The following is a 26,991-nucleotide window of genomic DNA, read 5'->3' on the forward strand; positions in this document are numbered from 1 at the left end:
TTTTGCAAATACACCGTCATCGGAGGGGCAAGCTTAAGGGACGATGCCCGAAAATAACATCGTGGAAACATGCTCAGCAGCCTCATAAACCGGAGCAATGAAGATTGTTCCGGCGACCATCACACAAACCGCCAGAAAAGCGACGTATGCTCCTCGTTTGGAAACCAACGGCACTTCGGCAATCCGCGCGGAGTCCTTGGCGGGGGCAATCCACATCACTCTCAGGACATTCAGATAATAGAACAGGCTGAAAACAGTGTTGAGCACGCCCAGTAAGAACACAGCATACATGATCGGCTGATACTGAGCGGCATCGAACAGGGCAGCAAAAATGACAAATTTCCCAATAAACCCACCTGTGGGAGGAATGCCGACCAGGCTGAACAAGCAGATCAGCATGCCGACGGCCAACATCGGAGAAGTTTTGGACATGCCAGCGTAATCGGCGATCTCTTCGCTATAGATCTCATTGCGGATCAGTGCCACGATTCCAAATGCCCCGAGATTCATCAACACATACACAACCAGATAGTACAACAGTCCTTCGATTGCGAGACTCGCATTGGTGTTAGCAGTGGCCGCATCACCGGGGGCATTCAGGAAAATCATCATGGCCGAAACAGCCATCAGCATGTAGCCGGCATGGGCGATTGTGGAATACGCCAGCAACCGTTTCATGTTGGTTTGACTGTAGGCGGCTAGGTTCCCGAACGTGGATGTGATTGCCGCCACGAATCCCAGTACGACGCCGATCTGCATATTGAACTGTTGAAGTGCTTCGGGATTGTCGGCGGACGGTCCCACCAAGGCCAGACAGAATCGCACCAATAAAGCGAAGGCAGCTGCCTTGGACGCTACGGAAAGAAACCCAGCGACTTCAGCTGAGGCCCCTTCAAATGCGTCCGGACACCAGAAGTGGAATGGGAATATCGACAATTTGAATGCCAAACCAATCAGGATCATCACGACGGCCAAGGTCAATGTGGTGATCGCGGCGCCGGTCATCAGGTTGGGATCGGCTGCGATTTTTGCCATCTGCATTGCCATATCTGGAAAATAAGCCGTCCCCAGCATCCCCGACAGCAGGCTGATTCCATAGAGCATCACTCCGGCCGCACCGCCGCCGTAAACGACGTATTTCAGGGCCGCTTCGCTAGCCGTCTTGCGGCCTTTGAGGAATCCGACCATGACGTAACTGGGCACACTGGTCGTCTCGATTGCCAGAAAGAGCATCAGCATGTGATTCGCCGAAGCCATCATCATCATGCCCAGCGTCGCACCCATGAGTAGTATGTAAAAATCAGGCCCATCTTCGCGATCAGGAATGCCGCTCAGCAGCGTCAGCCAGACGACAATAAACACCGCAGCCAACAGCAAAAGCCGAAAGAATCCGGTGAAAGGGTCAAAGACCAGCAATCCCGTGAACAATTCTCGGGAGTAAATACCGTCCGCGTCGCTCATTAGCTGTGATTGAGTCGCGACCGAAAGAACAAAGGCGGCAACGATACCGATCATCGTCAATCCGGCCGGGGAGACAATCCCCCCCTTGCGGTCGACGTTGAACAGTCGGGCGAACAACAGCAACACAATCGTGGCGCAGACCGCTAACTCGGGAGAAAACGCCCACAGCGAATTCCCCGTGTCGGTGTAAATGTGGTTAACTAAGTCTTCGATTTTGATATTCATGAATCACAAACTCAAGTCGATCGGTGGCTGTCGGCAGAGTGACATGCGATCAGACGTTATTTGATCAATTGAGTGACAGCTTCCACAGACGATTGCGCGGTGGCCGACAGGTTGTCGACCAACAACGTGGTTGACGACCGCATGAGACCGAAAATCGACTCAGGATAGACACCCAACACAATGGCGAACACTAACAACGTCACAGCCACCGAAATCTCGCGCCCGTTCATGGGCGTAATCTCTTCGGCATGCGGGCCTTTGTATTCCGGGCCAAGATAAACTCGTTGAATGGCCCACAGTATGTAGCCGGCCGTCAGGATCACCCCCGCAGCGGCGATGATTGCAATCAAGGGGCTGAAATTCCAGGCGCTCAACACGGTGAAGACTTCGCCCGGAAATCCGCACAGTCCGGGAAGTCCCAAACCAGCGAAGAAAATTCCCGCTGCCAACCCGCCGTACAGCGGCATCAAGGCCATCAGTCCGCCGAATTTGTTCAGATCCCGATGGTGCACGCGATCGTAAATTACGCCCACCATAAAGAACATGCCGGCGGAAGAAACGCCGTGTCCGATCATTTGGAACATCGCACCGTTAATGCCCATGTTCCAGTAATCCTTGCCGATCGTGGTGCCGTCGGTGATTTTCCACACGGCGATTCCCAGGATCACATATCCCATGTGGCTGACCGAACTGTAAGCCACGAGTCGTTTGAAGTCGGTTTGGGCCATCGCGGCAAATGCCCCGTAGATGATGCTGCCCGCTCCAATTAAGACCAGCACATAAGCGGCGACCTGCGCCCCTTCGGGACAAATCGGAAAGGCGATCCGCAAGATGCCGTAGCCACCCATTTTCAACAACACACCGGCCAAAATCATACTGATCGGCGTCGGAGCTTCGACGTGCGCGTCGGGCAACCAAGTGTGAAAGGGAATGGTGGGAACTTTGATCGCAAATCCGACAAACAGCAGCCAGAATGCAATCAATTGCATTGTGCCGTCGAATTCAATCCCGGCGATTTTGCCTTGGCCGATTTCATGCAGACGCAAGATGTCGAACGTCGATGCGTCTCCAGCAGCCGCACTGCCGAAGTAGAACATCAACATGGCGATGAACATCAACACGCCGCCGAAGAGTGTGTAGAGGAAAAACTTGATGGCCGCATATTCCCGCCGTGGCCCGCCCCACACACCGATCAAGAAGTACATCGGCAGCAACATGACTTCCCAGAAGACATAGAACAGGAAGAAGTCGAGCGCCATAAACACGCCCAACATGCCTGTTTCCAACAGCAGGAACAAAATCAAATAGCCTTTGACCTGCTTTTTAATGCTCCAGGAGGCCAACATCGCCAGCACGGAGATGAAGCTCGTCAGTAGGACCAATGGCATACTGATACCGTCGATCCCCAACTGATAGTTGATATTCCAGGCACCGATCCAGGTCTTGCTGACCTGCATCTGCATCTCACCGATGGCCGGGTCGAATGCGTTGAGTAGGAATAACGTGAGCACGAATGTGACACCTGTCACAAACAACGTGAACACCCGCATGCCTTCTTCGGCTTCTTTGGGGAAGAAACTCAACAGGATCGCGCCCAAAGTCGGTGCGAAGATGATCGCCGATAGCAGGAATGAATCACTCATTGTTTCAATGAACTCAACTGTCGAAGAGAGGTTGTCACACTCTGTATTTGAAAAATGCCCAATATCGTCCGAATTAGAACGAGAGCAAGTAGACCAGCATCAACACGCCGAACAATCCGCCGGCGATAAATACCACATATTGTCGCAACTGTCCGGTTTGGACCACGCTCAGCGAACGGCCAATAGCAAACGTCTTTTGGCCGATCCAGTTGACGATCCCGTCGATCACCGTTTCATCAAACCGGCGGTCAATTTGGGACACGTCCATGGTCACTTTAGCGGTGCCGTGCAGAAAACCGTCAATGACCACGCGATCAAAAGCGGAGATCCAACCCGAGACCACATGCACCGGCCGGACGAACATCACGTCATACAGTTCGTCGAACCGCCATTTTTCCACTAAAAACTCATGCACGCCGGACAACTGCCGTTTAACGTCACTCGGGTTCAGCACCCGGATGCCGTAAAAGAGATACGCTAAGACTCCACCCATCACCGCAATCGACAACGCATAGCGTCCCGCTTCGGCGTGCACCTCACCCACGTGGGCATGGCTGGGCAAGTTGATGTTCCCCGGCGGAATCGCCTCAGTACCATTCGCAACACCGACCGGTTCGCTGTGCACCAACATGCTCCACAGCGGTCCTTCTTCGCCACCGACGGCAACGAATGCGGCAAACACCGATAAAATCAACAACGGAGCGGTCATCACCCAAGGCGATTCGTGGGCATGATCGTGAACATGCTCGTCCCGCGGTTCACCAGCAAAGGTGTAAAACCACAGACGGAACATATAAAACGCCGTGATCCCCGCACCAGCCAGTGGTAGGAAGAACAACAGCGGATGCGAACCATTCAGTCGTGCGTACGCCAGCGACGTCGCCAAGATTGCATCTTTGGAGTGATAACCGGAGAAGGCCAACACGCCAGGAATCGCCAAACCGGTAATCGCAATCACGCCGATCAGCATCGTATAAGCCGTGATCGGCATCTTTTTACGAAGTCCGCCCATCTTGGGCATCTCCTGCTCGTGATGGCAACCGTGAATCACGCTGCCTGAGCAGAGGAACATTAACGATTTGAAGAAGGCGTGCGTGATCAAGTGCAACAGACCCGCCGCCCAGCCGCCCACGCCCAAACCAAGCATCATGTAGCCCAGCTGGCTGATCGTGGAATAAGCCAGGACCCGTTTGATGTCGGTCGCCACAATGGCAATCGTGGCCGCCATGAACAGCGTAATTCCACCGATATAGGCGATGGTGAGTAGAACTTCCGGCATGAACATCGGATAGAAACGTCCGACGAGATACACGCCGGCAGCTACCATCGTCGCGGAGTGCACCAGTGCCGAAACGGGCGTTGGGCCTTCCATGGCGTCGGGTAACCAGGTCTGTAGCGGAAATTGAGCACTCTTGCCCACACATCCGCAAAAGATCCCGATTCCAGCGGCGACCATGAGGTAATAAGGGATCGTCGACTCTTCTCCACCCGCACCGTGCAGCACGACCAACTTCGATTCGTCCTCCGCCATTTGCGTTGTGATCTGACCTTGGTCGTCACGCAGCATTTGGAACAGGCCGGGATCCGTCTTGGCCAGTGCTTCATCCGGCTGTGTGAAGGTGAACGTGCCGAAGGACGTCCACAGGATCATCAGTCCGATTAAAAACCCGAAGTCGCCCACGCGGTTGACGATGAATGCTTTGTTCGCAGCCGTCGAGGCCGATTTGCGTTCGACATAAAAGCCAATCAATAAGTAACTGCAGATACCGACCAATTCCCAGAACACGAACACCATGAACACATTGCCCGCGATGACCAGTCCCAGCATGGAAAAGCAGAACAGCGACAGAAAGGCGAAGAAACGATAGAACCGCCCCGGTCGGTGCAAATGCCCTTGGCCGACATGTACGAAGTGATCTTCGTAATCCTCGGTCAGCTCGTCACTCATATAGCCGATGGCGAACACATGAATGCAGGTTGCAATCAACGTGACCATCGTGAACATCACCAGCGTTAGGCTGTCGATGTAATAACCGATGTCGAGTTTCAATTTGCCAAAATGGGCGATCTGATAATACGTTCCTGAGACAGCCGTTGGTCCGTCGTGCTCAGCTTCGGAGTGTGTGTCATCTGCCGCAACAGGATGGTCATGATCGGCAGCGGCATGTTTTTCCTCAGCATGCCCCTCTTCGGCGTGACCCGGCTCGTGGTGCTCACCGGCAGCATCTTCACCGTCACCATGGGCGACTTCGTCGTGAGCTGCGTGGTGTGGCGTGAGCGGATGCCAGTCCGTGGCGTTCAACCAAATTATTGAGGCGAGGAGGCTACAGACAAATCCTGTGCCGATACAACCGACGGCCAGATAGGCGGCGGTCTTTTTCAGCCGCGTGCTCCAATATCCGGCAAAGATTTCGGCTACGAAACCGGCCAACGGCAGCAGCCAAGCGATTGTCAGCAAGCATTTGAGCCAATCGCCCGTTTGTTTATAGATTTCCGGATCCATACCACTCTCGGTCTACTATCGATGCCCGGGTTCAGCCGGCAAAATTTCCGTGAGACAATTTCCAGTACGCGCGGCCGGCAACATCAACCTTGCAAGTCGTTGGCGCGGTCGACGTCGATCGTCAGGTGGTTGTTGTAAAAATTCAATGCGATCGCCAAGGCCACCGCCGCTTCGGCAGCTGCCAACACGATCACGAACAGAGCAATGACCTGTCCGTCTAATCCCAATGCCGTATAGTTCGCGAATGCCACAAAATTCAAATTCGCGGCGTTGAGCACCAACTCCACGCCCATCAACACGCCGATCGCGTTGCGTTTGGTGGCCATGCAGACCACGCCCGCCACGAACAGCACGGCTGAGATAAAAATGCAAAAATTGAGTTCGCTTCCCATACTTTCACTTCCGTCGTTTCACCGCCGAACAAGCGGCGTCTAATTTAGCTCGCTGTCGTTTTCGCCAAAGGGTCAATCCGTCGTTTGGACCGTGCCAAATACGCTGCGCCCACAAGCACGACCAACAGATGCACCGAAACAATTTCAAACGGCAGCAAATACCCGACGCCTGTCGGTTCACCGGGTTGATTCAGGTCTTTGTCAGGCCTTACTCCCAGCAACGCAAAACCAAGCGGTCGAATCGTGCGACCTTGTTGAGCGGTCGTGTAACCTTCAGGACGGTTTTCCGTTGCATGCCCGCTGACGACCCCGTCGACTGCGTGCCAATCCACACCAAAGGCGGAGACTGTGATCAAACCCAGCAGCGCTGAACTGACAATGGCCGCCACCACCCATTCGGTCGGCGAGGTTTTCATCGTCACATACGGTCCACTGGCAGTCAGCATGATTCCGAAAATCAACAGCACCAACGTCCCGCCGACATAGACCATCAGTTGGACAGCCCCGACAAAGTCGGCCTGCAGCAGAAAGAAGAGTCCCGACGTCGAGCCGAGTGAAATAATTAACCAAAAAGCCATACGCACGATGTTTTGGCTCAGCACGACACCCAAAGCGCCGCCGCAAACTGCAATCCCAAACACCCAGAACAGGAACTCCTGAAACATTACCGCCCCTCCTCTTCAACGGCCGGCAACGGCGTGTCAGGCTGTGATTTCGTGGCGTTGGAATCCAATTGCGTCACCTTGTCCGCGATCGATTCCCCAAAAAACTGTGTCCGCCCTTCGCCCTCGTTGCCCCCTTTGATTTGATACATGGCCAAGGGCCACAGCACCGCACCCAGGAACAAAGCGCAACTCATCGGCAGCAGATACTTCAGGCAAGTCATCATCACTTGGTCAATCCGCAAACGGGGAAACGTCCAGCGAATCCAAATCTGCAAAAAGACGAGCAAGCTGCCCTTGGTGATGAACACAACCATAAAGAACAGATTCACGACATAACTGGCCAGCCCGTAGGGACCGGCAGATTGCAGTGAAACCAATGTATTATCTAAAGGAGCGATCCCGGTGTACCAGCCGCCCAAAAACAGCAAGACGGCGATTCCACTGACCGCAAACATTCCCGCATATTCCGCCATAAAGAAATACGACCAGCGAATTCCACTGTATTCGGTATGGAAACCGGCAACCAATTCGCTTTCCGCTTCGGCCAAGTCAAAGGGAGCCCGTTTCACACTCGCCGTTGCCACGGTGAAATACACAAAGAACCCGATGAAGGTAAATGGATTGCGGAAGATCAACCAATCGGAAAGAAACCAACCCGATTGCATTTGGCTAATCTCAACCAAGTTCAGCGATCCGACGGCCACGATTGGAATTAACGCACAGATCGCCATGGGGATCTCGTAGCTGACCATCTGGGCTGCTTCACGCATTCCACCAAACAGCGCCCACTTCGAACCGCTTGCATACCCGGCCAAAATGATGCCGATCACTTCGAGCGACATCACCGCCAGTACAAAAAACAGCCCGATGTCGAGGTTCTGGGCGATCCAGCCGTTGCTAAATGGCAAGGCGATGAATGCGGCGAACGAGGCGACGAAGACAATATACGGTGCCACACGAAACAGCATGCCATCGGCAGCTTGCGGGCATAGGTCTTCCTTTTGGATCAACTTGATCCCGTCGGCCAACGTCTGTAGCCAACCGAACTTCCCACCCACCCGGGTTGGACCCAGGCGGTCTTGGATGCGACCGGAGACTTTTCGTTCCAACCAGATATAAAATAGCGGAGCAACAGCGAAAAAGTTGACGATGATCACCGCGTGAATCAGCGCTACTATCGCCCATTTCCACCAGGCATCGGTGAAGATATCACTGATGCTATCAATTCCAAACAACGCAAATGTCACAAAAGTGCTCCCCACCGGAGGCGGAAACGGACCAACTTCGCAGAAGTCGATTCGACCGGACATAACTGACAGCGGTTTGTGCAAAACCTCAAGCGACGTCCACGCCGCTCGCCAGAACTGAAAGCCTCAGCGCATAACGCTTTCGGCGAATTCAGCGAAGCGTGAACTATGCCACAACTGTTGAGGCGATTCAAGCGACCGGCAGCGCAAGCCCTTCATTTCTCAAAATCGAGAAGCACGCGGCGGTCCCGATTGCCCTCTCGATCCATCAGAAACGGGACGTTTCGAACTAGGGATTTCCGAGTGTAATCCTGGGATTCGTGGCGCCAACGGTCTGCTTGTCTCTGTACTGTGCTTTACATACAGATTGTTCGCGGTTTCAGCCTATGGAGACTCGCCGAGGAAACCTGTCTTGCGGGGACAAGCGCGCAAAAAAGCCACCAGTCCATCAGGCTGGTGGCTTTTTGCACTTATTAAAAACGGCGAGCCCGCTAGCTGACCAGCGTGCGGTCAAAAAACGGGGATTGCAGCGAACCCGCCGGGTAGGTAGTCGGTTGTTTTCAAATTTCGCTTCGCTATCTGTCGGTCTGTCTCTCCGCCATCACGGCAAGCACGTTGGTTGGGAAATGGTGTTCGGTTGAAATCGACACCGTTGCTGGCCATTGTTCGTCTTGCTGCTTGCTATGAAACATAACCGCGATTCCCGTACCACTGGAGTGTGGAAACCGATGTCAACAGGCGCAACACCATACAAGGTATCACGATACGAATATTCACCGAGCGGGTGCGATAAGTCAGGAGCTCCGTGAACTGTTGTCATTTAGACAACGATTGTCGCAATCCAGCGGCGCTTGGGAGCCAGAGTGATCGAGAAGCAACCTGGGAATCGACGAATAGCCACGCAGCCAACCGCTACATGCGGCCTTCGGCGATCAGGGCGACGCCGGGAGCACCGTCGCGTTGGCATTCCTCGTAGAGCTCTACCAGTTCGGGGAGCTTTTCAGGAGCATCGATCAGGCAATACTTCAACTGCCACGCTTGCAGAATCGGCTCCGTAAAGACACGGGCTGAGTCGTTGGGGATCGCGTCCTGATTCAGAAAACTGCGATATCCGACCAGCGCGAACAACGGCAGCTGGTAGTCGTAAATCGCGTTGCGGAGTGCGTCGCCCGATTCAAACAACCCCGTGCACTGGATGATCAGAAGCGGTTGCGCGCCGCCCATGTGTAGCCCGGCGGCAATCGACCAAGCTTCACCCTCGCGACAAACCCGGATGAGTTCCAAGCCCTCGGCATCGTTGAGTGCCGCTTCCCACGCGCCGAATGTGCTGTCTGGAAGCCACACGACATGCGTGATGCCGAGTGATTTCAAGGTGGCGACAATTTGTGGACCAGAAAACATTCGGTGAGCTCAACAGCAAGACACAGCGGATTCACAACGCTGCGCAAAGCATAGCCGATATCACCTCAAGACCACAGCGTCGCCATGCACAAACCCCACAAATGCCCCCCTCTGTCCTCAAGCCTCACTTCTTCTTAACTGTCGGCTTGCGTTTGAACTCAATCGGAGTCAACCACACAAACGGTTTGCCGGCTTCGTCGATATACAACTCCCGTCGCAGTCGCGATTGAAAAGCGATGCGCTGAATAGCCAGGCCCCAGGTTGTTCTTTTGCGCGGAAACGTGACCTGAATTTTATCGTAATCAATATGCCATTCATCCATACCGGCGTGGTCCACCAGGATGGGGATCTCAATGGCCGACGAGGCGGCTTCCACAACGTCAGCCAGTGGTCGATCTTCCAGGTCGACGGTGACGTATTTGAAGAGATTCGGCGCAATGCTGGAGCGAGGCGTATCGACCGGCCAAGGCCAGCCGACTTTCCAAGGTTCTTTGGTCTTGGTGATATCGCGCACGGAAAGTTCCAAATCTCCGGTGGGAGTCCGTTGTGGCGTAAAGCAAAGTCCATAATGCCGCAGCAGGATCGCCAGTGCCGTACCGCGACTCAGTCCGGCCAACGATTGCGGAAACAATTCTTTGCTGCGCGGTTGGGCCATGATTTCTTTGGCTTCAGGAGTGACGTGAATCGGCAAGTCCCCTTTTTCCTGATCAGGGGCGAACAAGACCATTGCCGCCAACAGATCCTTGCCGAGTGGATCGATGGTTAGCGGACGCTTCAGCGGCAGAAGCACTTGGTCCAATTGTTTTTTGGTCAAACCCCAAGCCGGCTGCCCATCGGGGGAACCTTGCGCCCCGTAGGTCCGCAGTTCGTCTAACCATTCCGAGAGTCTGCCGCCCTGCGAGAGTGAGAACATCCGCCCGGGAAGAATCAGGCGGCCTTGACGGTCCATTCCGGCGATGACGATGACCCGCCGCACGGAATTTCCAATATTTTTTTCCGTCACGCCCGGCTCATCACGCGGCGTTGCCCGGCGGATGCGAACAGCAACATTCATTTTCTGAAAGTACTCCGACCAGCGCTGCGCCGTCCGATTCGCGCCACCATTGCCGGTCAGCAGTTGGATCTCCAGATGCGTATCAGGCAGTTTGCCAGTGCGGGGTGTTGTGCTGCGCGGGCGAGAATTCTGGGCGTATATTGCTGCAATCGTGGTGAAATTCAGGAAAATGAGGCCCCAAGCCAAACGACTGGATAAAATGCGGTGCATAGTGAAGATCTCCGTCGTGGGTGGGCATTGCTGTCTAAGGTCGCCTTACCGATTGTACTTTCAAGTCGACCGCAGGATCTATTAAGTCTTCTGTAACATAGTACGCAAAGTGTCAGTAGGAGTTTTCGGCAATTCACTCGATCCAGCTTGGGGATTGTCCGAATTTGCGAAGATGCGCGGAAAGCGATAAATTTGCCGCCGTTGTCTTGCCCGCAAATTCCCCCCGGTTATACTCAGCGCCAGTGATCGCCGTGGTTTCACCCAGGGGACGTCTGGGTGGCGGCGAACGAGACCGGCTTAAGCCTGCAGGATTCGCATTTACGGCTATACGACAGTTCCGGGATCATGGATTCACACAGTTGAGACTCATATGGAGGGTGTCTGACGATGATGCGAAAAATGATTGTGACTTCGGTAATGGTAGTGATGGCGTTGGCGTTCATGTCCAGCGACGCGGAAGCGAGGAACCGGTGTCGTAAGGTCAAATGCAAGAAGGCGCGGTATTCTTCTTGCTGCAAGACCCAGCGTCGATCCAAGCGATGCTGTCAGCAAACCAGTTGCTGCGAACAAACCGCTTGCTACACACAAACCGAATGCTGCACGCAAACTAGCTGCGAGCCGACGGTGATCACGCAAGCTTGCTGCACACCGGCGCCGAGCTGCTGCGTTGCGCAATGCTCGACTCAAAGCTGCGGTAGCTGCCAGCAGTCGGCTTGTGGTTCCTCTTGCGGATCATGTGGATCCTCCTGCGGTTCTTCCTGTGGATCATGCGGCTCCTCCTGTGCTCCTTCGGCACCGGCGGCAGCTCCCACCGAAGCACCCGCTCCGGAACCCGCCCCCGCGCCCAGCACAGCCAGCACGAAGTAATTGCGACACATTGCGTCGTAAGCAAAACCAGACACCCGGCGATGAATTTTTTCATCACCGGGTGTTTTTTACGCGCTCATTGGGACGCACTGAAAATGCAGGCGGATGGGAGATCGCTTTGCTCCGGCACACGGCCACCCACCCTGATCTTGGAAACCAACGATTGGACTGTGTATGCTGAATGTCCGCCAAAAAAATCATTAACTCTATTTCCAACATAGGAATGGATCGCTGCCATGTCGTCCCAATTACCAACGCTCGGCCGCCGCGATTTTATTCTCACCGCTGCGGCGGCTGCATCATCAGCCGTAGTTGCCAGCACAACCATGAACAGCGCCGTGGCGGCCAATAAGGTCCTACCGCGCATTCACACCGTGCTCGGGCCGGTTCCACCCGAGAAACTGGGACTGACGCTTATGCACGAGCATGCGCCGTTGGTCGATTGGTCGGAGTTGTACGAGTTCAAACCCGCGCCGCTCGTCCCAGCCGTGCGCAATGAAATGCTCAAGAAGATGACGGCCATGTTGCAGGCGTTCGAGGCGACGCTCACCGACAAGCAAAGTCCGGGGGCGATTGTCGAGTGCACGCCGATTCGCGTAGGTCGCGACCCGAGTCTGATGGTCGATTTGGCCCGCCGCGTTAAATGCCATGTGATCGCCGCCACCGGATTCTGGTGCGAGGCCTTCGCTCCGCAACATCCCTGGGCGATTCAAATGGGGCTGGAGAAGGGGGGTATCGACAAGATCGCACAGCTTTACATCCGCGAGATACGTGAAGGAATGGAAGACCCCACTGGGCCGTGGGGCGAGAAGTTTACGAACGTCAAAGCGGGCGTGATCAAAATCGGCACCAGTGCCTACATGACCCCCAGTGAACGCCGCTGCAACACAGCCGCGGCGATCGCCAGTTCCGAAACCGGTTGTCCCATCACCACACACACCACTGATGGTGGCGGATTGGAACAAGCCCGCTTGCTCTTAGCCGCCGGCGCGAAACCGCAACGGGTCATCATCGGTCACATGGGCAACAAGGACGACCGCGAACAAGAGGAAGCACACGAATACCAACGGCAACTGGTCGAATTGGGGTGCTACGTGCAGTTCGACCGCGTGGGGCATGACAGCTATGCCGTTGAAAAGTGCGCCCGACAAATTCGCCAACTGGTCGACGCGGGATTCGCCCAGCAAGTCCTAGTGGGCCACGACTGGGCCCCGTACTTTTACCGCGGCCAGTTCGATTCCAGCGTACCGAACAACACGATCGACGCCTGGACATTCAAGGATTCCGATTACACGATCGTCACGAAACAACTGCTACCACAACTCGCAGCCGCAGGGGTTTCGGCGAAGGATATTCAAGCAATTACGATTGACAACCCGGCCCGGGTGTTGGCGTTTTGATCGGCGCGCGGGTGCCACAGCCGGCTTGTCCAGCAGTGCTTCGTTTGGGGAGCCTGCCCTACACGAATTCACTCACCCGCCAACTGCTTCGCCAACGATCGCTTTCGCTTCGGCGCATAACGCTTCGCCCGTCGATTGTTCTGGGGCTTCGGAGATGATGCGTACGATCGGTTCGGTGTTGCTGGCTCGCACCTGCACCCAACGGTCGGGCCAATCTAGCCGCAGGCCGTCCCCTTCGGTGGCTTTGGCATCGGCGTATTTGGACTTCAAAGCTGCGCAGGCCTGGTCGACCATTTCTCGTTCGCAGGTGATCTTGTCTTTGACGATCGTGTATTGCGGCAGCGAGTCAGCCCAGGCGGACAGGGTGGTTTTGCGGTCGGTCAAACCGGCCAAGACATAGGCCATGCCAGCGAAGCTGTCGCGGACGAAACCGACTCGCGGTTCAATCACACCGCCGTTCCCCTCACCACCGATGATCGCATCCACCTCATTCATTTTAGCAACGACATGCGCTTCACCGACTTTAGAACGATGAAACGCGCAGCCATATTTTTCCGCAATATCGGCCGTCACGCGGCTGGTGGAGCCGTTGACGACAATCGGGCCGGGCGTCCGCGCCAGAATGAAATCGGCACATAGAGCGAGCGTCAATTCCTCACCGATGTAGCGGCCGTTTTCGTCGACAATCGCCAACCGGTCGGCGTCGGGGTCTTGGGCGAATCCAATATCCGCGCCACGCGTACGGACTTCGTCGCACAGCCCCCCCAGGTTTTGCGCCAACGGTTCGGGCGTGTGCTCGAATTGACCGTCAGGCGTCGCCCCCATCACATGCACTTCGCAGCCGAGTGCCTCCAACAAGCGCGGTCCCAACACGCCACCCGAGCCATGATTGCAATCGAGTACCACTTTCAGTTTTCGTTGCCGCACCGGTTCGACATCGATCAGCTTGAAAACCCGTCCCAGATGAATTCCGCCCGGATCCTCCAATTGGCGAACCGTTCCGATTCCCGCATGATCCTTCCAGGCTAAATCTCGGTTTTCCAGAATGCTCAGCAACCGCGCGCCGGCCGCTTCGTCCAACACCGAACCGGTCGGCTGGAACGGTTTCAGACCGTTCCATTGCACGGGATTGTGGCTGGCCGTGATTTGCAATCCACCGGCGGCTTTTAATTCCGTGACCAACACGCCGCACGTCGGTGTCGAGGCAATATCAATATCGACCACGTCACAGCCGGTAGCCAGCAGTGCGGACATGACCGCGTGTTTGACCATGACTCCCGTCGCTCGCCCATCGCGGGAGAGCACGATCGTGCCCCCTTCACACATGGTTCCCAAAGCGGCGGCAAAATTGACGAGGAATTCCGGGTCCAGTCCGTCCCCCACCACGCCTCGCAATCCCGAAATGCTCAAAATCCGTTGTGTCACGTCTGTGATCCTTCCACATTAGGGTTTGCCGGAATCCTCGATCCGGGGCCATTCCTCAGCAGCGCGGCGGCAATCCCGCAATCGCTGTTCGATGACTTCTAACATTTCCGCTTGTCGTTCCTTGGTGCTCAGCCGCGCGACTTCTTCGGCGTCGAGCGGTTCGCCGATGACGACTCGGACGCGATACGGCTTGGGGAAAAAATCACCGTACGCCATCGCTTTACGCGTCCCGGCAATCCCCACAGGGATTACCGGCACGGGAGCACGTCGTGTAATCGCCATGAATCCCCCCTTAATTTCTCCCAATTCGCCATCCTCGGTGCGGGCTCCTTCGGGAAAGATCCCCACTAGAAACCCTTGTTCCAAACGCTGGATCGTTGCCCGCATGGCAGCGGAACTCCCTTTCAGACGATTGATGGGCATCACGTAAGTCCGCCGCAATATCCAGCCGACCACGGGAACGTCAAACAGGTCGTGTCGGGCGAGGTAACTGACAGGTCGCTTGATCCAAACTGCCGCCACCAAAGGATCGAGAAAACTTTCATGATTCATCAAAATCAGGCCCGGCCCATCTTTGGGCAGGTTTTCAAGGCCCCGTGTTCGCGCACGAAACCAAATGGTGAACAGCACCTGCGCGACGATTTGAAAGCTGAACCAAACCCAATTGCGCCGCAACGGCGACTCATGGGGCGGTGGCGCCGGTTGAGGCTGATCTTGCTGAGTTTGGGATTGAACTTCAGACATGAATAGAATCACTCGGAGGGGCGGGTCTCGCTGAAACGGCAGGATAGCCAATGCTGCGCCCGGTATCCACACACGCCATCGATTTTTGACAAGAGTCTGGAAATCCAATCACGCTTTCTTCTGCACCAAAAGACGTCATAATTCTTGGGAGTCCAGATTAGACGAAAAAACCTGAGCACGGCGGGTTTTCATTTTCTCCTAGTTTTATCGTTTTCGTGTATTTCGCGTCTTTCGTGGTTCCTCCTTTTCTGAACACCATTAAGTTTCTGCACGTTCGTAGCACAAAGCAAGCAAAGGCCGATCATGGAACTCTATCCGGCACCGGAACAAACGATCCTCGGCACCGCCCGGCGGCTGCGCGGGGGGGAGACGTCTTGTGTACGAATTGTTGAGCAATGCCTGCAACGGATCGACGAACAGGAGTCGCGGATTCATGCCTGGGTGCTTGTCGATCGCGAGGGCAGTTTGGCCCGCGCGCGGGAGTTGGATGCGGAGTTGGCCGCCGGGACTGATCGCGGACCGCTGCATGGAATTCCTGTGGGGATCAAAGATATTGTCGACGTCGCCGGTTGGCCGACAGCGGCTGGTTCGCCGGGATGGAAAAACAAAATTGCCGGGGCTGACGCGGAAGTCGTTGCGCGCCTAAAAGCGGCCGGTGCGATTCTGTTGGGCAAGACCGTCACGACACAATACGCCTCGTTCGATCCTCCTCCCACACGCAATCCTTGGAATGTCGACCACACACCGGGCGGATCCTCCAGTGGGTCCGCAGCGGCTGTTGCTGCCGGAATGTGCCTTGGCGCGATTGGTTCACAAACCGGCGGATCGATCACCCGTCCCGCATCGTTTTGCGGTGTCGCCGGCTGCAAACCGACGCACGGCCGGGTTAGCCTGCGCGGAATTCTGCCACTCGCGCCGAATCTCGATCACCCCGGTCCCATTGCCCGCACAGTCGACGATTTGGCCGTGATGTTGGACGTCATTGCCGGTTACGACGCGGGGGACGCATACAGCATTGATCGCCCGCTGGAAACGACAGCGATAAAACTTCACCCCGAAGACACAACCGCTCCGCGCTTGGGGCAATTGCAAGGTCTGTTCGCCGATATGGCGGATGAGACCGTGAAGACGGCATTTAATGTGGCTCTCATAAAACTGAGCGGCGGCGGTGCAGCGATTTCCAGCACTCCGTTGCCTGCGGACTTCAACGACGTACTCACGCCGCACGCTCTGGTCATGGCCGCCGAAGCCGCCGCGGTACATGAGCAGCGATTCACCGCTGAGCCGCAGGAGTACGACCCCTGCATCACCAAATTGATCACCGACGGACTGGCTGCTTCGGTGACCGATTACATTCGCGCCCGCGATCATCAAGCGCACTTGAAACGGCAGATGCGGGATTGCTTTGCGGAGGTCGATGCCCTGATTTGCCCCGCCACGACCAGCGCTGCTCCGGACCGCTCAACGACCGGAAATCCGGCGTTCAATTCTCCCTGGAGTTTCACCGGACTGCCGACCGTCTCGTTTTCGATGGGACTCTCAAGCGAGGGGCTGCCGCTGGCGATCCAAATTGTCGGCCGGCCGTTTGAAGAAGCTGAATTGTTCCGCGTCGCGCGGTGGTGCGAACGCGCGATTTCTGAATAAGCTCAAGCCGGAAATCGCGTTTGTAGCCACTGTCGCATGTTGGTCATCGAAGACCAATCGGGTTCGTTGCTCACACCGTATCCCGGACACTGCAAACTCGCGCAACGGACTTTGCCGTCGACGATGTTCAAGAACCATTCATCCCCCCGCTTTACGTAAAGGTCGGCGTGGTGCTTAGTGACGTTGGCTTTGTCTTGGTCCGACAACAACGACAGCCCGTAGTTGTAGTGATGGCCGTTTCGTTCGCAATCGTTCAATCCCAGGATCGATGCTGAAACAAAATCTTGGTGCAACGGCACGACCGGTAGATTTTGCAGGTCCTCGCCGCTGAGATAATTCGACTCCCCTTCCAGTCCGTAATGCGCAATGAGCGCATAATTCATCAACGATTTGAAAAAGCCCTTGCAGTTCTTGTGGGAGGTTCCGGAATAGCCGACCGCGTGGGCGTTCTTGAACGATTTCAACGTGCCATCCGCTTCGTCGATAATCACCGGTTTGCTTTCGCCGATCTCGCGCAAGATCTTTGCATCGGCGGGCGTTACTTTGAGCGAACGCAGCAACGGTTGCTCGATGTAGGCAATATGTTGAAAGCAGCCCGGATTATGTGTTTCCAAGTTCTGCACAAAATCGCGAAATCGCCCCATGTCGGTGTAGGCTTCGTTGGCGTCGAGCGTGATGACGGTCTCTTCGGTCTTGGGGATCAGATCCCACAACCGTTCCAGCCGCGCGAGATCGTGATCCGGTTGGCCCGAAATCTTGACCTTGAAATGCACCACACCATCGGTCTGGATGTACTCTGCTAATGTCTCGGGCAGTCCGTCATTCACGCGGTCCTTTTCTGGCAAGTCATCGGCCGTCAATGGATCGGCCAGTCCGACTGTGTGGCGGATATAAAATTCGCTCGCCGGAGTCGGAGGGAGGATTTTGGGCAGCGGCAGGTCGTGCAATTCCGGATGCACCTGTGCCGGACGAATTCCCAACCGGTCCGCATGAATCATTTCAAACAACGGACGGCCCTCTAATCGGGCAACACCATCCAGCAGCGCACGTTCGAACAGCGCTGAGGCAAACGCCGCGGTGAGGTCCTCCTGCTTGCTTCGGCGACCTTCGCGCATGATTGTTTTGTGGCATTGTTGCCACTGAGCAAACGGGGTCTCGAACTGCGGTGATTGCAAGTGGGTCTCGCGCGCAAATTCAATCAGATCGACCAACTCGCGCAGTTTCAGGCCCCGCTCGCGCCCTGGACGTTTATCGAGCCAGCGGACCGACAACCGGTCTCCCGCACACCCGAACGTCGTATCGCCCCGATCATTTTCCAAGACCAACCGTACGTGCCCCAACGGACTGGTCAGTCGTTGCTGCGGACCCTTTGCCGTCTGTTTACCAATGGCAAACGCCATCCGTCCCGGCGGGGTTTCTCGGACGTACAACTCAATGTTTTTGATGCGATAAGTCATAGGTGGGAATAGGTTCCGATTTCGGTGACAACGACGGCCAGCAACGACGCTGAAGATTCACTGTAACCGTCGGGAATCGGGAACCGCAAGTCCGCCCGACCTGTGAGATTCCATGACGGATCACAGTCACCATGCAAAAACTGGAGCAAGTTTATCGGTTTTGCTGGACCGGCAAGCATCTCAATTCCGATGCCGAACAAGAGCATCTCCGCGCGCTGCTGACGGGGTTGCATCATCATCTCAGAGTCGGGATCAACCATGCACAAACGCGGAATCATAATTGCGGTGATGATTCTGGGATCGTTTGCTATCTGTTGGATCCAATTGCATCGCGCTCAAGCGACAACGCCTTCAGCGCCCAAAACGCTCGACGAGGGAATCCCCTACGCCGTAGCAATCGAAAATGGCGCAGCGACGTTCGATCTCAAAATTGGCAACAGCGACCGGTATTTGCTGATTATCGGTAGCTTAGGCGCGAGCGACATGGAGTTCCCACTATCGCTCACCGCTCGTCCGATTGCGGCGGTCGCCAACCAACCCTTCGAGCGCATCGCCCCGCTTACCGTTCGCCCCATTACGACACCGGCAGCGCCACTGACAATGACATACACAACACCGTCACAGGATACCCACGAATCACGCGACTTTTCTATCCACGTCACTGATGGCGCCTTAGATGATCCGCGCAGCTATCAACGAATCCGAGCACGATTGATTGCTGAAGGGCGACAGGTACGAGTCTATCTCGATGGTGACCAAACTGAACGGGAATTGTATCCCGGCATCGCCGCGGAATTGATCCGGCTGTTCGACAACGAAGTCTATCCCACGAGCCTGCAGAATTGTGGCGATTATTGCGATGTCGATGGCGACGGGAAATTCGCGATTCTGTTGTCGCATTGGCTCGGCAAACTCCAAGGAGGAGGAACCTCTGTGGGAGGATTTGTCCGCGGCAGCGATTTTCGCAAAACCATCGACCCGCCATTTGGAAATCAAGCGGACGTGTTGTATCTCAACTCCAACATCGCCGCTGGACCGCGACTGAAAACGTTGTTGGCACACGAATACACGCATGCGGTGCTCTTCAGTGCGCGTCGACGGTTGGCCGATTCGATTGCTTTGGACACGGATGAGGAGGATTGGCTCAATGAAGCGATCGCGCATGTCGCCGAGAATATGCATAGCAGCGATTGGTCCAACCTCGATCACCGCATCGAAGCATTTCTACAAAACCCGGCCGAGTGCCCGCTGGTCGTTGCCGATTATTACCGAGCGGGCCGGTGGCGGGACCACGGTTGTCGCGGCGCGACTTATTTATTTTTGCGGTGGTGTACCGATACCTATGGCGACGAGCTGATCCGCCGCCTCATCCATTCCCCACACCGCGGCCGCATGAATCTCCTGCAGACGACCGGTAACACATTTGAGGACTTATTCCGCCATTGGACCATCGCCCTCGCTGGGCCGCCGCTTGACGACACAACCACCGCAATTCAACCGCCCGGTGGATTGCAATACCTTTCGCTCAACGACCGCATTGGAGAATACGACCTGCATGGCATTGCCCGCGATCAATGGAACATCAAAGGCGCAGGACCGTCTCTGTCGCTCAACGGCACAGCCAGTCGGTTCGTGGAATTCTCCGCCGCAGATTCACCGGGCACATTTCGGCTCTGCGTTTCCAGCCAATCATCGGCCAAGTTGCAAATCACGTTGACCAAACTACCGTCCGATGCTCTGGATCGAAACGGACGGCAACCACATTTGGCCGCACGGTAGGCAAGCAAACGCTATGCTTCACATTCAACGATCATCGCCACCGCATTTCCGCCCCCCAGACAGAGACTCGCCAAACCGCGGCGCAAGCCACGGCGTTTGAGCGCTGCTATCAGCGTGACCAAAATACGCGCCCCGCTGGCACCGATGGGATGACCCAATGCGATTGCTCCGCCGTTGACGTTCACCCGCTGCGGATCAAGCTCCAGTTGTTTCATGCAGGCCAACATCTGTGCGGCGAACGCTTCGTTGAGTTCGTAAAGATCGATGTCATCCGGCGATAAACCTGCCTTGTTTAAAACACCGCGCACTGCCGCCACGGGGGCGATGAAAATATCGCGCGGTTCCACACCGCTGGTGAACGCTGCCACAATGCGGGCCTTATACGGTGCGGGGGAGGCATCGGCGATTTGTTTGTTAGCGACGACCACCGCCGAGGCGCCATCACTGAGCATCGACGAATTTCCCGCCGTGACCGTTCCCTCGGCGCTGAATGCCGGACGCAATTTGCTCAACACCTCCGCCGTCGTTCCCGGGCGTGGCCCTTCGTCCGCTGTGATTTGAATTTCGTCGCGTTTCTTGCGCACTGCGACCGGGACGATTTCCTCGTCGAACTCTCCTTCTGCGGTCGCTCGAGCGGCGCGTTGTTGGCTGGCGGCTGAGAATTCATCCTGATCCTCGCGGCTGACATCGTTTTGGGCGGAGGTCGCTTCGGCGTGTTCTCCCATCCCGCAGTCATGAAACGTGCACCACAAACCATCATACAGCATGGAATCGACATGTTGGCCGTTGCCGAATTTTAGGCCCTCGCGCATTCCGGGAATGAGATGCGGCGCGCGGGTCATGTTCTCCATCCCGCCGGCGATAATCACGTTGGCATCCCCCAGACGAATCGCCTGATCGGCCAGCATCACCGCTTTGAGGCCCGAGCCGCACATCTTGTTGATGGTCAGCGCTGCCACGCCGGCCGGAATTCCCGCTTTGAGTGCCGCTTGCCGCGCGGGGGCCTGTCCCAGTCCGGCGGAGAGAATGTTGCCCATGATCACTTCATCGACTTGTGCAGGGTTTATTTCGCTACGGCGCAGCGCTTCGCGAATACAAATCGCTCCCAACTCCGGAGCGGGAATATCTCGAAACACACCCAAAAATTTCCCAATCGGTGTCCGGCAACCGGCGATTACATAGGCATCTGTCGTCATGTTTTATGTGCTCCTGAATAATAAGTCGTTGCCATTATATTCCATTTCAAGATACGTCCGCACCCTAAAAACAAAACACATCTCGATTCTGCCCCCATGATGACTTACCCGCAGACCGGAATTCGAGTGAAGCAGTCCCGGAAAACCTGCCGATTATAGGAATTGTAGGGGGCGGCTGTGCAGCGCGATATCCGTTGGGCCGCAGGATGATCGCGCCGGCGCGAGCAGATGTTGTCTCAGTCGGGTTCGCCCTCGGATTGGCGTGGAGGAATCGGATGATGAACATACGGCTACTTGGAAAACTCTTGATCGTAGCAGCCTCGGTACTGCCGGTGAATGCGGTCCTCGCTGCCGATGCGAATGTGACTCCCATTCCGGCCGAAAATGTTCCGCTGCCAAATACCACCGTCTGTTATGTGATTGGCGATGTCCAGTTTCCCGGTGCGTTTGAATTCCAGTCGTCACCGATGGTTATCGACACTCTGCTAAAACGTGCGGGCGGACTTGATTCTGCTGCGACAAGTTGCGAGATCCAAATCGTCCGTGCCGGTCGGGTTGTGCACCACGCCGATTACCAATTCACAAAAAACGCGACGCATTGCCGTTTGAAATCGGGCGACGTGGTCATCGCCACCAAAAAAGAATCTCAAATTCCCGCAGCATCGGCGCGGAAAAAAACATCGTCGGCCAACGCCAACTACGTTGGTCTGGTGGGGATTTTAGAAACACCGATCATTCTGCCCATTTTCAGGTCCGACGTGACTGTCGGCCGGTTGCTTGCGGAGTTACGACAGTCCCCCGCGATGGCCAATCAAATCCGCATCATCACTAGTGGTGATGAAAGATCGCGACGTCCCATTGGACAGGTCTTGCGCCGCTTGACGAACGGAATGGTCTTGGTCTTCGATCCGCAAAACATCGACTTCGTAAGTCTTCCCAAGATACCCGCCGTCGCCGCAATGCCCGATGCCGCCGACCCGGGTGTGCAATTGGCATCGCAGGAAACCACCGAGTCAATCACTGGTCCAAAGCTAATGGCCGAACCCGTCGCGCCGCTAGATCAGCAGCCAGATGCCGACGCGCAGCTTATGAATGAACAACCCGCTGTCGTGGAATTGGCAGTGGAAAACGAACCAGAGCTTAGCATTGCCGCACCGGCCGCTGCCGACATGGCGACCACTGAAACGACCAGCGCCGCAGAGGCGAACAATTGGACGCCGGTGATTGGTGCCTTGTTGATTGTCATCGGCCTGATCTGGATGTTACGCGATCATCGCGAGCGTGTTTCACGCTGGATGGCTGTCGTTCCCGGAAAATCTGTAATCGCCGGCACGGCGCGGAAGATTCCGGTGTTGATGACAAACGCCCGCGGCAAACTACCCAGCGTTCGTCTGCTGCCCAAGAAACGTAGGACTGCGAAGCACGACGGTATCACGATGAACCGCGCGGGAAAACTCGTGCATCGCGTGCTGTTTCGGGTCGCTCGCCAGCGGGATTAACTGCAGACCTGACGTTTTCTCCGCATCGCTTTTAGGCCAGAATCTCTTTGACGACCCGGCAAGGACGACCATCGGTCAGGCTTCGTTCTTGGCCGTTGAGTTGGAACGTCAATTTTTCGTGGTCGAATCCGAACAGGTGCATCAAGGTCGCTTGGTAGTCGTTGGCAGCGACACGATCAACGACGGCGCTATGGCCGAATTCGTCGGTCTCTCCAAAGGCTAATCCCGCTTTGACGCCGCCGCCGGCCAGCCAACTACTAAAGCCTTGTCCATTGTGATCGCGACCGCCGGTCTTGGGATCCCCTTCGGTGACAGGCAGCCGGCCGATTTCGCCGCCCCAATGCACGAGCGTCGTATCCAACAGGCCTCGCGCTTTGAGGTCCTTGACCAGCGCCGCCGTGGGTTGATCGGTCCGCTTGCAGACCTTGGGCAATTGCGTGCGGATGCTGTTGTGCATGTCCCATGGTTGGCCGCCCAGAAACAGTTGTACGAACCGCACCCCGCGTTCGACCAACCGCCGCGCGATCAAACACCGTGTTCCGTATTCTTGAGTCGCCGGATCATCCAAACCATACATTTCTTGTGTGGCTTTGGACTCCTGGCTGATGTCGAGCGCCTCTTTGGCAGCACCTTGCATCCGTGCTGCCAATTCGTAACTGCTGATCCGCGCCTCGAGATCGTTTTCGCCGGGGTGGTTTTCTAGGTGTCGCCGGTTGAGTTTGCCGAGGAATTTCAGATTCTGTTCTTGCAGCGTCCCGGCCAGACGGGCAGGGGGCTCGAGATTCAAAATCCGTGGTTCGCGGGGACGGATTACGGTTCCTTGGTAAATCGACGGCATCCAACCGTTGGACCAATTGCGAACGCCATCGACCGGATGTCCGCCCGGATCAGTCATCACCACATACGCCGGCAGGCTGTCGCTTTCCGCTCCCAGACCATACGTCAGCCATGACCCCAGTGCGGGGCGACCGGGGATCGAAATTCCCGTATTCAAATACCGGATCGAGGATTCATGCCCGTTGATCCCGGTGTGCATCGAGCGGATCAGGGTAATGTCGTCGACGATTTCCGCCAGGTGCGGCAACAATTCCGACAACTCTGTGCCGCACTCACCATGTTTTTGAAACTTAAACGGACTGCCCATCAGTTTCTTGCTGGCGCGATTAATAAAGCTGAACGTGATGTCGCCGGAAAAATCTTGTCCGTCGCGTTTCGTCAACTCCGGTTTGGGGTCGGTCAGATCGATGTGACTCGGACCACCATGCATGAATAGCGAAATCATCGCCTGTGCTTTGGGTTCGAAATGCGGTTTTCGCGCAGCAAGATCGAACGAGGTCCGCGGCTTGGGGGCGATGCCTTCCTTCCCCAACAGGCCATCCTGTTTCAGCAACGACGCCAGTGCCAAACTTCCCATGCCGGCGATGCTGTTGAATAGAAAACGGCGGCGGCCCGACTGCCAATCCGGGGCTTGCGAGTGAGCTGTGGTGGATGATCGGTGCATGGTGTGAGACTTTCCGTCTTGCCGAATGTGAATTTGGGGAGATCGCGATCTGGGGGAGCTTACCGGATCTTATTCCATGTACAGAAATTCGTTGGAGTTCAACAACACGTGACACAAATTTGTTAAGGCTTCAAACTGCGGCGTCGGCGGGGAGGGCGGATCGGCTTCCCCTTTTTTCTTTGGCGGTGCGGGGGGCGGGTTTTGTTTTAAGTAGACAATCTGTTCATCGAGAAACTGCACCGAATCGTCTAATTCTGCCTGGGTGGCGGGTCGCGAATAGGCCAGTTGCCAGGCAATCTGTACCTGCCGTCGCACGTTCTCGCCCGCTTCACGTTGCAGACGCTGGGCGAATTTCTTGGCATGCGCGAGCATGAATTCGCCGTTCATCAGCATCAACGATTGTGTGGCCGCTGTCGAAATTGGCCGGAGTTCACAATTCGTTTCCATGACCGGTGCGTCAAACGCTGTGAGTAAGGCCATCGGCTGACTTCGCCGCTGTTGGATATAAACACTCCGCCGCGTATCGTCGCCACCCACGACGATTTGTCCCACAAAATCTTCTTTCACTGGCACCGGTGGACCATACATCGCGCCGCTCAACGTGCCGGCTGTGGCCAATACATGATCGCGGATGACTTCCGCATCCAACCGGACGACCGGTTTTTTCCAGTAGTAAAAGTTGGAGCTGTCAATCTGATGTTTGCTTTCATCCGTCTCTGAAGATTGCCGATAAGTGGTCGACAACAGGATTGTGCGATGCAGTTGTTTCAGACTCCAACCCTGCGCCATGAATTCGTCTGCCAGCCAGTCGAGCAACTTCGGGTGCGTCGGCGGTTGACCGGCGGTTCCAAAATCGGCCGGCGTCGGGACGATGCCGCGGCCAAAATGGTGCAGCCAGACGCGATTGGCGATCACCCGCGCCAACAACGGATGCCGTCCATTGGTCAGCCAGTGTGCATATGCCAAGCGACGCCCCGTGGTCGGTAGCGATTCATCATTCTTGGCGATTTCAAACGGTTTGCCTTCCGGAGCAGCGACTGTCAGAGCAGCGGGAATCACTTCGTGTTTCGGCTGTTGGTGGTCACCGCGATGAAACAGAAACGTTTCCGGAACGCGGCCGGGAACTTCCGTCAGGATGCGTACGAAATCTTCAACCGGTTTCTTTTTGCGAATTTCGCCGATCCGGTCATCGAATTTTTTCAACTCCTCGCGCGAGGTGCTGATGTATTGGTAGAGATTGCCCGGTGAGATATTGAAATTCGGATGCATTTTGAACAAGGCAACATCGTCCGGCGTGCGTTTCGCCGCCGGTGTGCGATAAATGGTTCGCAAACGTTTGCCCAGTTCCTTGTCTTCGATTTTCGCAACTTCTGCGTCCAGCGCTTGAGCCATCAATTCATCTTGCCGTTTTTTCCGTTCGGCGGCAACTTTGGCGACCTCGGCTTCGACAGCGGCCGCTGCGGCTCGTTCTTCGTCGGTATACAGCGAGAGTCGGCGTTGCGATGGCGTTCGCCAGTTCTTCCAATCGTAGGCCGGTTCGAAGATTGCTCGCAGTTGATAGTAATCGTCGTGCGAAATCGGATCGTAACGATGGTCGTGACATTGCGCGCAACCGACCGACATGCCCAACAAAGAGGTGGAGACGATCTTGATCGTTTCGGCCAACGCTTGATTGCGGGCCAAATCCAATTCGTCGGCGCCTCCGTCGGTGCCATCAGCTCCCATTCGCAAGAAACCGGTCGCCACTAGTTTTTCGAGATTTTCCGGACTCAAATTCGCATGTGGCTGCGGCACCAGTTCGTCGCCGGCAAGTTGTTCGACGATAAATTCATCAAACGGCTTGTCGGCGTTCAATGAACGGATTACGTAGTCGCGATACTTATAGGCGTAATTTCGTACGTTGTCGCGCACAGTATAACCTTCGGAGTCGGCATACCCCGCGACATCCAACCAATGTCGCCCCCAGCGCTCGCCGTACTGCGGTGAATCCAACAGCCGATCAATCAACCGTTCGTAGGCGTCGAGGGAATCGTCGGCCAGGAATTGCACGATCTCATCCATCGTCGGCGGAATTCCGATCAAATCTAAATGCGCTCGTCGCAGCAATGTCAGCCGTGAAGCATCGTTGGAAAACGACAATCCTTTTTCACGCATCTTCGCTAACAGCAACGCATCAATCGGACTCCGCACACTATCTTGCGGAGCAAAGACCGGTACGTCGGGTCGTACAATCGGTTGAAAGGCCCAATAGGCGCGTTCTTCGGGAGTGATGCCCAAACCGCGGCCCAATTTTTCCGGTTCCGAGCGAATTGTCGGCGCTCCGACCGCAATCCATTTTTCAATCGTCGAAATATCTTCAGCAGAGAGTTTCTTTTCCCCAGGCGGCATGTCGCCGTCCCGTAGGCGGTCCATCAGATAACTGCTATCCGGTTCGCCCGGTTCGAGCACCGATCCGCTTTCGCCACCGGTGATCATAAACCGCCGTAAACGCAGATCCAACCCGCCCGCGTGTTCCTCGCCGCTGCCATGGCAATCGTAGCAGTACGTACGGAATATTGGCCGTATCTGCTTTTCAAACGAGACCGCTGCGTCGGGCTGCACCAATTCATCGGCGGAAGCAAGACCGCTCAGGGCGACAAGACACAAACAGCCCCAGGGCAGTGTGCGAAACATGGACA

At 55.8% G+C, this 26,991-nt stretch carries 19 protein-coding genes; 4 read left to right on the forward strand and 15 right to left on the reverse strand.

The features are described 5' to 3' along the window. Window positions 1–33: 33 nt before the first annotated feature. The 9 genes from CA54_RS17325 to CA54_RS29435 form a co-directional block, all read right to left on the reverse strand. On the reverse strand, window positions 34–1,686 hold the full coding sequence (locus tag CA54_RS17325) for an NADH-quinone oxidoreductase subunit N (RefSeq protein ID WP_146372065.1): 1,653 nt from the start codon (window positions 1,684–1,686) through the stop codon (window positions 34–36). A 56-nt stretch (window positions 1,687–1,742) separates the two neighbouring features. Beyond that, a complete protein-coding gene (locus CA54_RS17330; RefSeq protein WP_146372066.1) occupies window positions 1,743–3,329 on the reverse strand; it encodes a complex I subunit 4 family protein in 1,587 nt (528 codons plus the stop codon). 73 nt (window positions 3,330–3,402) lie between these two features. Next, window positions 3,403–5,832 carry an NADH-quinone oxidoreductase subunit L gene (nuoL, locus tag CA54_RS17335; RefSeq protein ID WP_146372067.1) on the reverse strand — a complete coding sequence of 810 codons (2,430 nt, stop codon included), beginning with the start codon at window positions 5,830–5,832 and terminating at the stop codon, window positions 3,403–3,405. A gap of 83 nt (window positions 5,833–5,915) precedes the next feature. Then, window positions 5,916–6,224, reverse strand: coding sequence for an NADH-quinone oxidoreductase subunit NuoK (nuoK, locus tag CA54_RS17340; protein WP_145427141.1), 309 nt, complete (start codon window positions 6,222–6,224; stop codon window positions 5,916–5,918). 44 nt (window positions 6,225–6,268) lie between these two features. Next, window positions 6,269–6,889 carry an NADH-quinone oxidoreductase subunit J family protein gene (locus tag CA54_RS17345; protein WP_146372068.1) on the reverse strand — a complete coding sequence of 207 codons (621 nt, stop codon included), beginning with the start codon at window positions 6,887–6,889 and terminating at the stop codon, window positions 6,269–6,271. Continuing rightward, window positions 6,889–8,199: an NADH-quinone oxidoreductase subunit NuoH gene (gene nuoH / locus CA54_RS17350; protein WP_146372069.1), complete on the reverse strand. Its 1,311-nt coding sequence runs from the start codon at window positions 8,197–8,199 to the stop codon at window positions 6,889–6,891. The genes CA54_RS17345 and nuoH overlap by 1 nt, the downstream gene beginning before the upstream one ends. An 849-nt stretch (window positions 8,200–9,048) precedes the next feature. Continuing rightward, window positions 9,049–9,537 carry a thiamine pyrophosphate-binding protein gene (locus tag CA54_RS17355; RefSeq protein WP_146372070.1) on the reverse strand — a complete coding sequence of 163 codons (489 nt, stop codon included), beginning with the start codon at window positions 9,535–9,537 and terminating at the stop codon, window positions 9,049–9,051. 124 nt (window positions 9,538–9,661) lie between these two features. Beyond that, window positions 9,662–10,801, reverse strand: a complete 1,140-nt coding sequence (locus tag CA54_RS17360; protein WP_146372071.1) for a hypothetical protein — start codon at window positions 10,799–10,801, stop codon at window positions 9,662–9,664. 683 nt (window positions 10,802–11,484) lie between these two features. Continuing rightward, a complete protein-coding gene (locus tag CA54_RS29435; RefSeq protein WP_197532528.1) occupies window positions 11,485–11,703 on the reverse strand; it encodes a hypothetical protein in 219 nt (72 codons plus the stop codon). A 201-nt stretch (window positions 11,704–11,904) separates the two neighbouring features. Between CA54_RS29435 and CA54_RS17370 the strand changes: the two genes are divergently transcribed. Beyond that, window positions 11,905–13,068, forward strand: coding sequence for a phosphotriesterase family protein (locus tag CA54_RS17370; protein WP_146372072.1), 1,164 nt, complete (start codon window positions 11,905–11,907; stop codon window positions 13,066–13,068). 72 nt (window positions 13,069–13,140) lie between these two features. Here the strand turns inward: CA54_RS17370 and glmM are convergent, their stop codons facing one another. Together glmM and CA54_RS17380 are read right to left on the reverse strand one after the other, a co-directional pair. Beyond that, entirely contained in the window at window positions 13,141–14,493 is a 1,353-nt protein-coding gene (gene glmM, locus CA54_RS17375) for a phosphoglucosamine mutase (RefSeq protein ID WP_146372073.1), read from the reverse strand. Window positions 14,494–14,511: 18 nt separating this feature from the next. Continuing rightward, the gene (locus CA54_RS17380) at window positions 14,512–15,237 is read right to left on the reverse strand and encodes a lysophospholipid acyltransferase family protein (RefSeq protein WP_146372074.1); all 726 of its coding nucleotides are present in this window, start codon (window positions 15,235–15,237) and stop codon (window positions 14,512–14,514) included. 303 nt (window positions 15,238–15,540) lie between these two features. Here CA54_RS17380 and CA54_RS17385 point away from each other — a divergent pair, with 303 nt between their 5' ends. Beyond that, window positions 15,541–16,881, forward strand: coding sequence for an amidase (locus CA54_RS17385; protein WP_146372075.1), 1,341 nt, complete (start codon window positions 15,541–15,543; stop codon window positions 16,879–16,881). Between the two features lie 2 nt (window positions 16,882–16,883). On the opposite strand, the gene CA54_RS17390 is transcribed toward CA54_RS17385, so the two are convergent. Next, window positions 16,884–18,338, reverse strand: coding sequence for an enolase C-terminal domain-like protein (locus tag CA54_RS17390; protein ID WP_146372076.1), 1,455 nt, complete (start codon window positions 18,336–18,338; stop codon window positions 16,884–16,886). Between the two features lie 258 nt (window positions 18,339–18,596). Here CA54_RS17390 and CA54_RS17395 point away from each other — a divergent pair, with 258 nt between their 5' ends. Beyond that, a complete protein-coding gene (locus tag CA54_RS17395) occupies window positions 18,597–20,117 on the forward strand; it encodes a hypothetical protein (RefSeq protein WP_146372077.1) in 1,521 nt (506 codons plus the stop codon). Between the two features lie 11 nt (window positions 20,118–20,128). Here CA54_RS17395 and CA54_RS17400 read toward each other — a convergent pair whose 3' ends face one another. Continuing rightward, complete coding sequence (locus tag CA54_RS17400; protein ID WP_146372078.1) at window positions 20,129–21,313, reverse strand: acetyl-CoA C-acetyltransferase; 1,185 nt, start codon at window positions 21,311–21,313, stop codon at window positions 20,129–20,131. Between the two features lie 275 nt (window positions 21,314–21,588). On the opposite strand from CA54_RS17400, the gene CA54_RS17405 reads away from it, so the two are divergent. Beyond that, on the forward strand, window positions 21,589–22,812 hold the full coding sequence (locus tag CA54_RS17405) for a hypothetical protein (RefSeq protein WP_146372079.1): 1,224 nt from the start codon (window positions 21,589–21,591) through the stop codon (window positions 22,810–22,812). A 31-nt stretch (window positions 22,813–22,843) separates the two neighbouring features. On the opposite strand, the gene CA54_RS17410 is transcribed toward CA54_RS17405, so the two are convergent. Both CA54_RS17410 and CA54_RS17415 read right to left on the reverse strand, forming a co-directional pair. Beyond that, on the reverse strand, window positions 22,844–24,313 hold the full coding sequence (locus tag CA54_RS17410; RefSeq protein ID WP_146372080.1) for a DUF1501 domain-containing protein: 1,470 nt from the start codon (window positions 24,311–24,313) through the stop codon (window positions 22,844–22,846). Between the two features lie 69 nt (window positions 24,314–24,382). Further along, entirely contained in the window at window positions 24,383–26,986 is a 2,604-nt protein-coding gene (locus tag CA54_RS17415) for a PSD1 and planctomycete cytochrome C domain-containing protein (RefSeq protein ID WP_197532529.1), read from the reverse strand. Between the last annotated feature and the right edge of the window lie 5 nt (window positions 26,987–26,991).

The organism is Symmachiella macrocystis (assembly GCF_007860075.1).
Taxonomy (GTDB): Bacteria; Planctomycetota; Planctomycetia; order Planctomycetales; family Planctomycetaceae; genus Symmachiella; species Symmachiella macrocystis.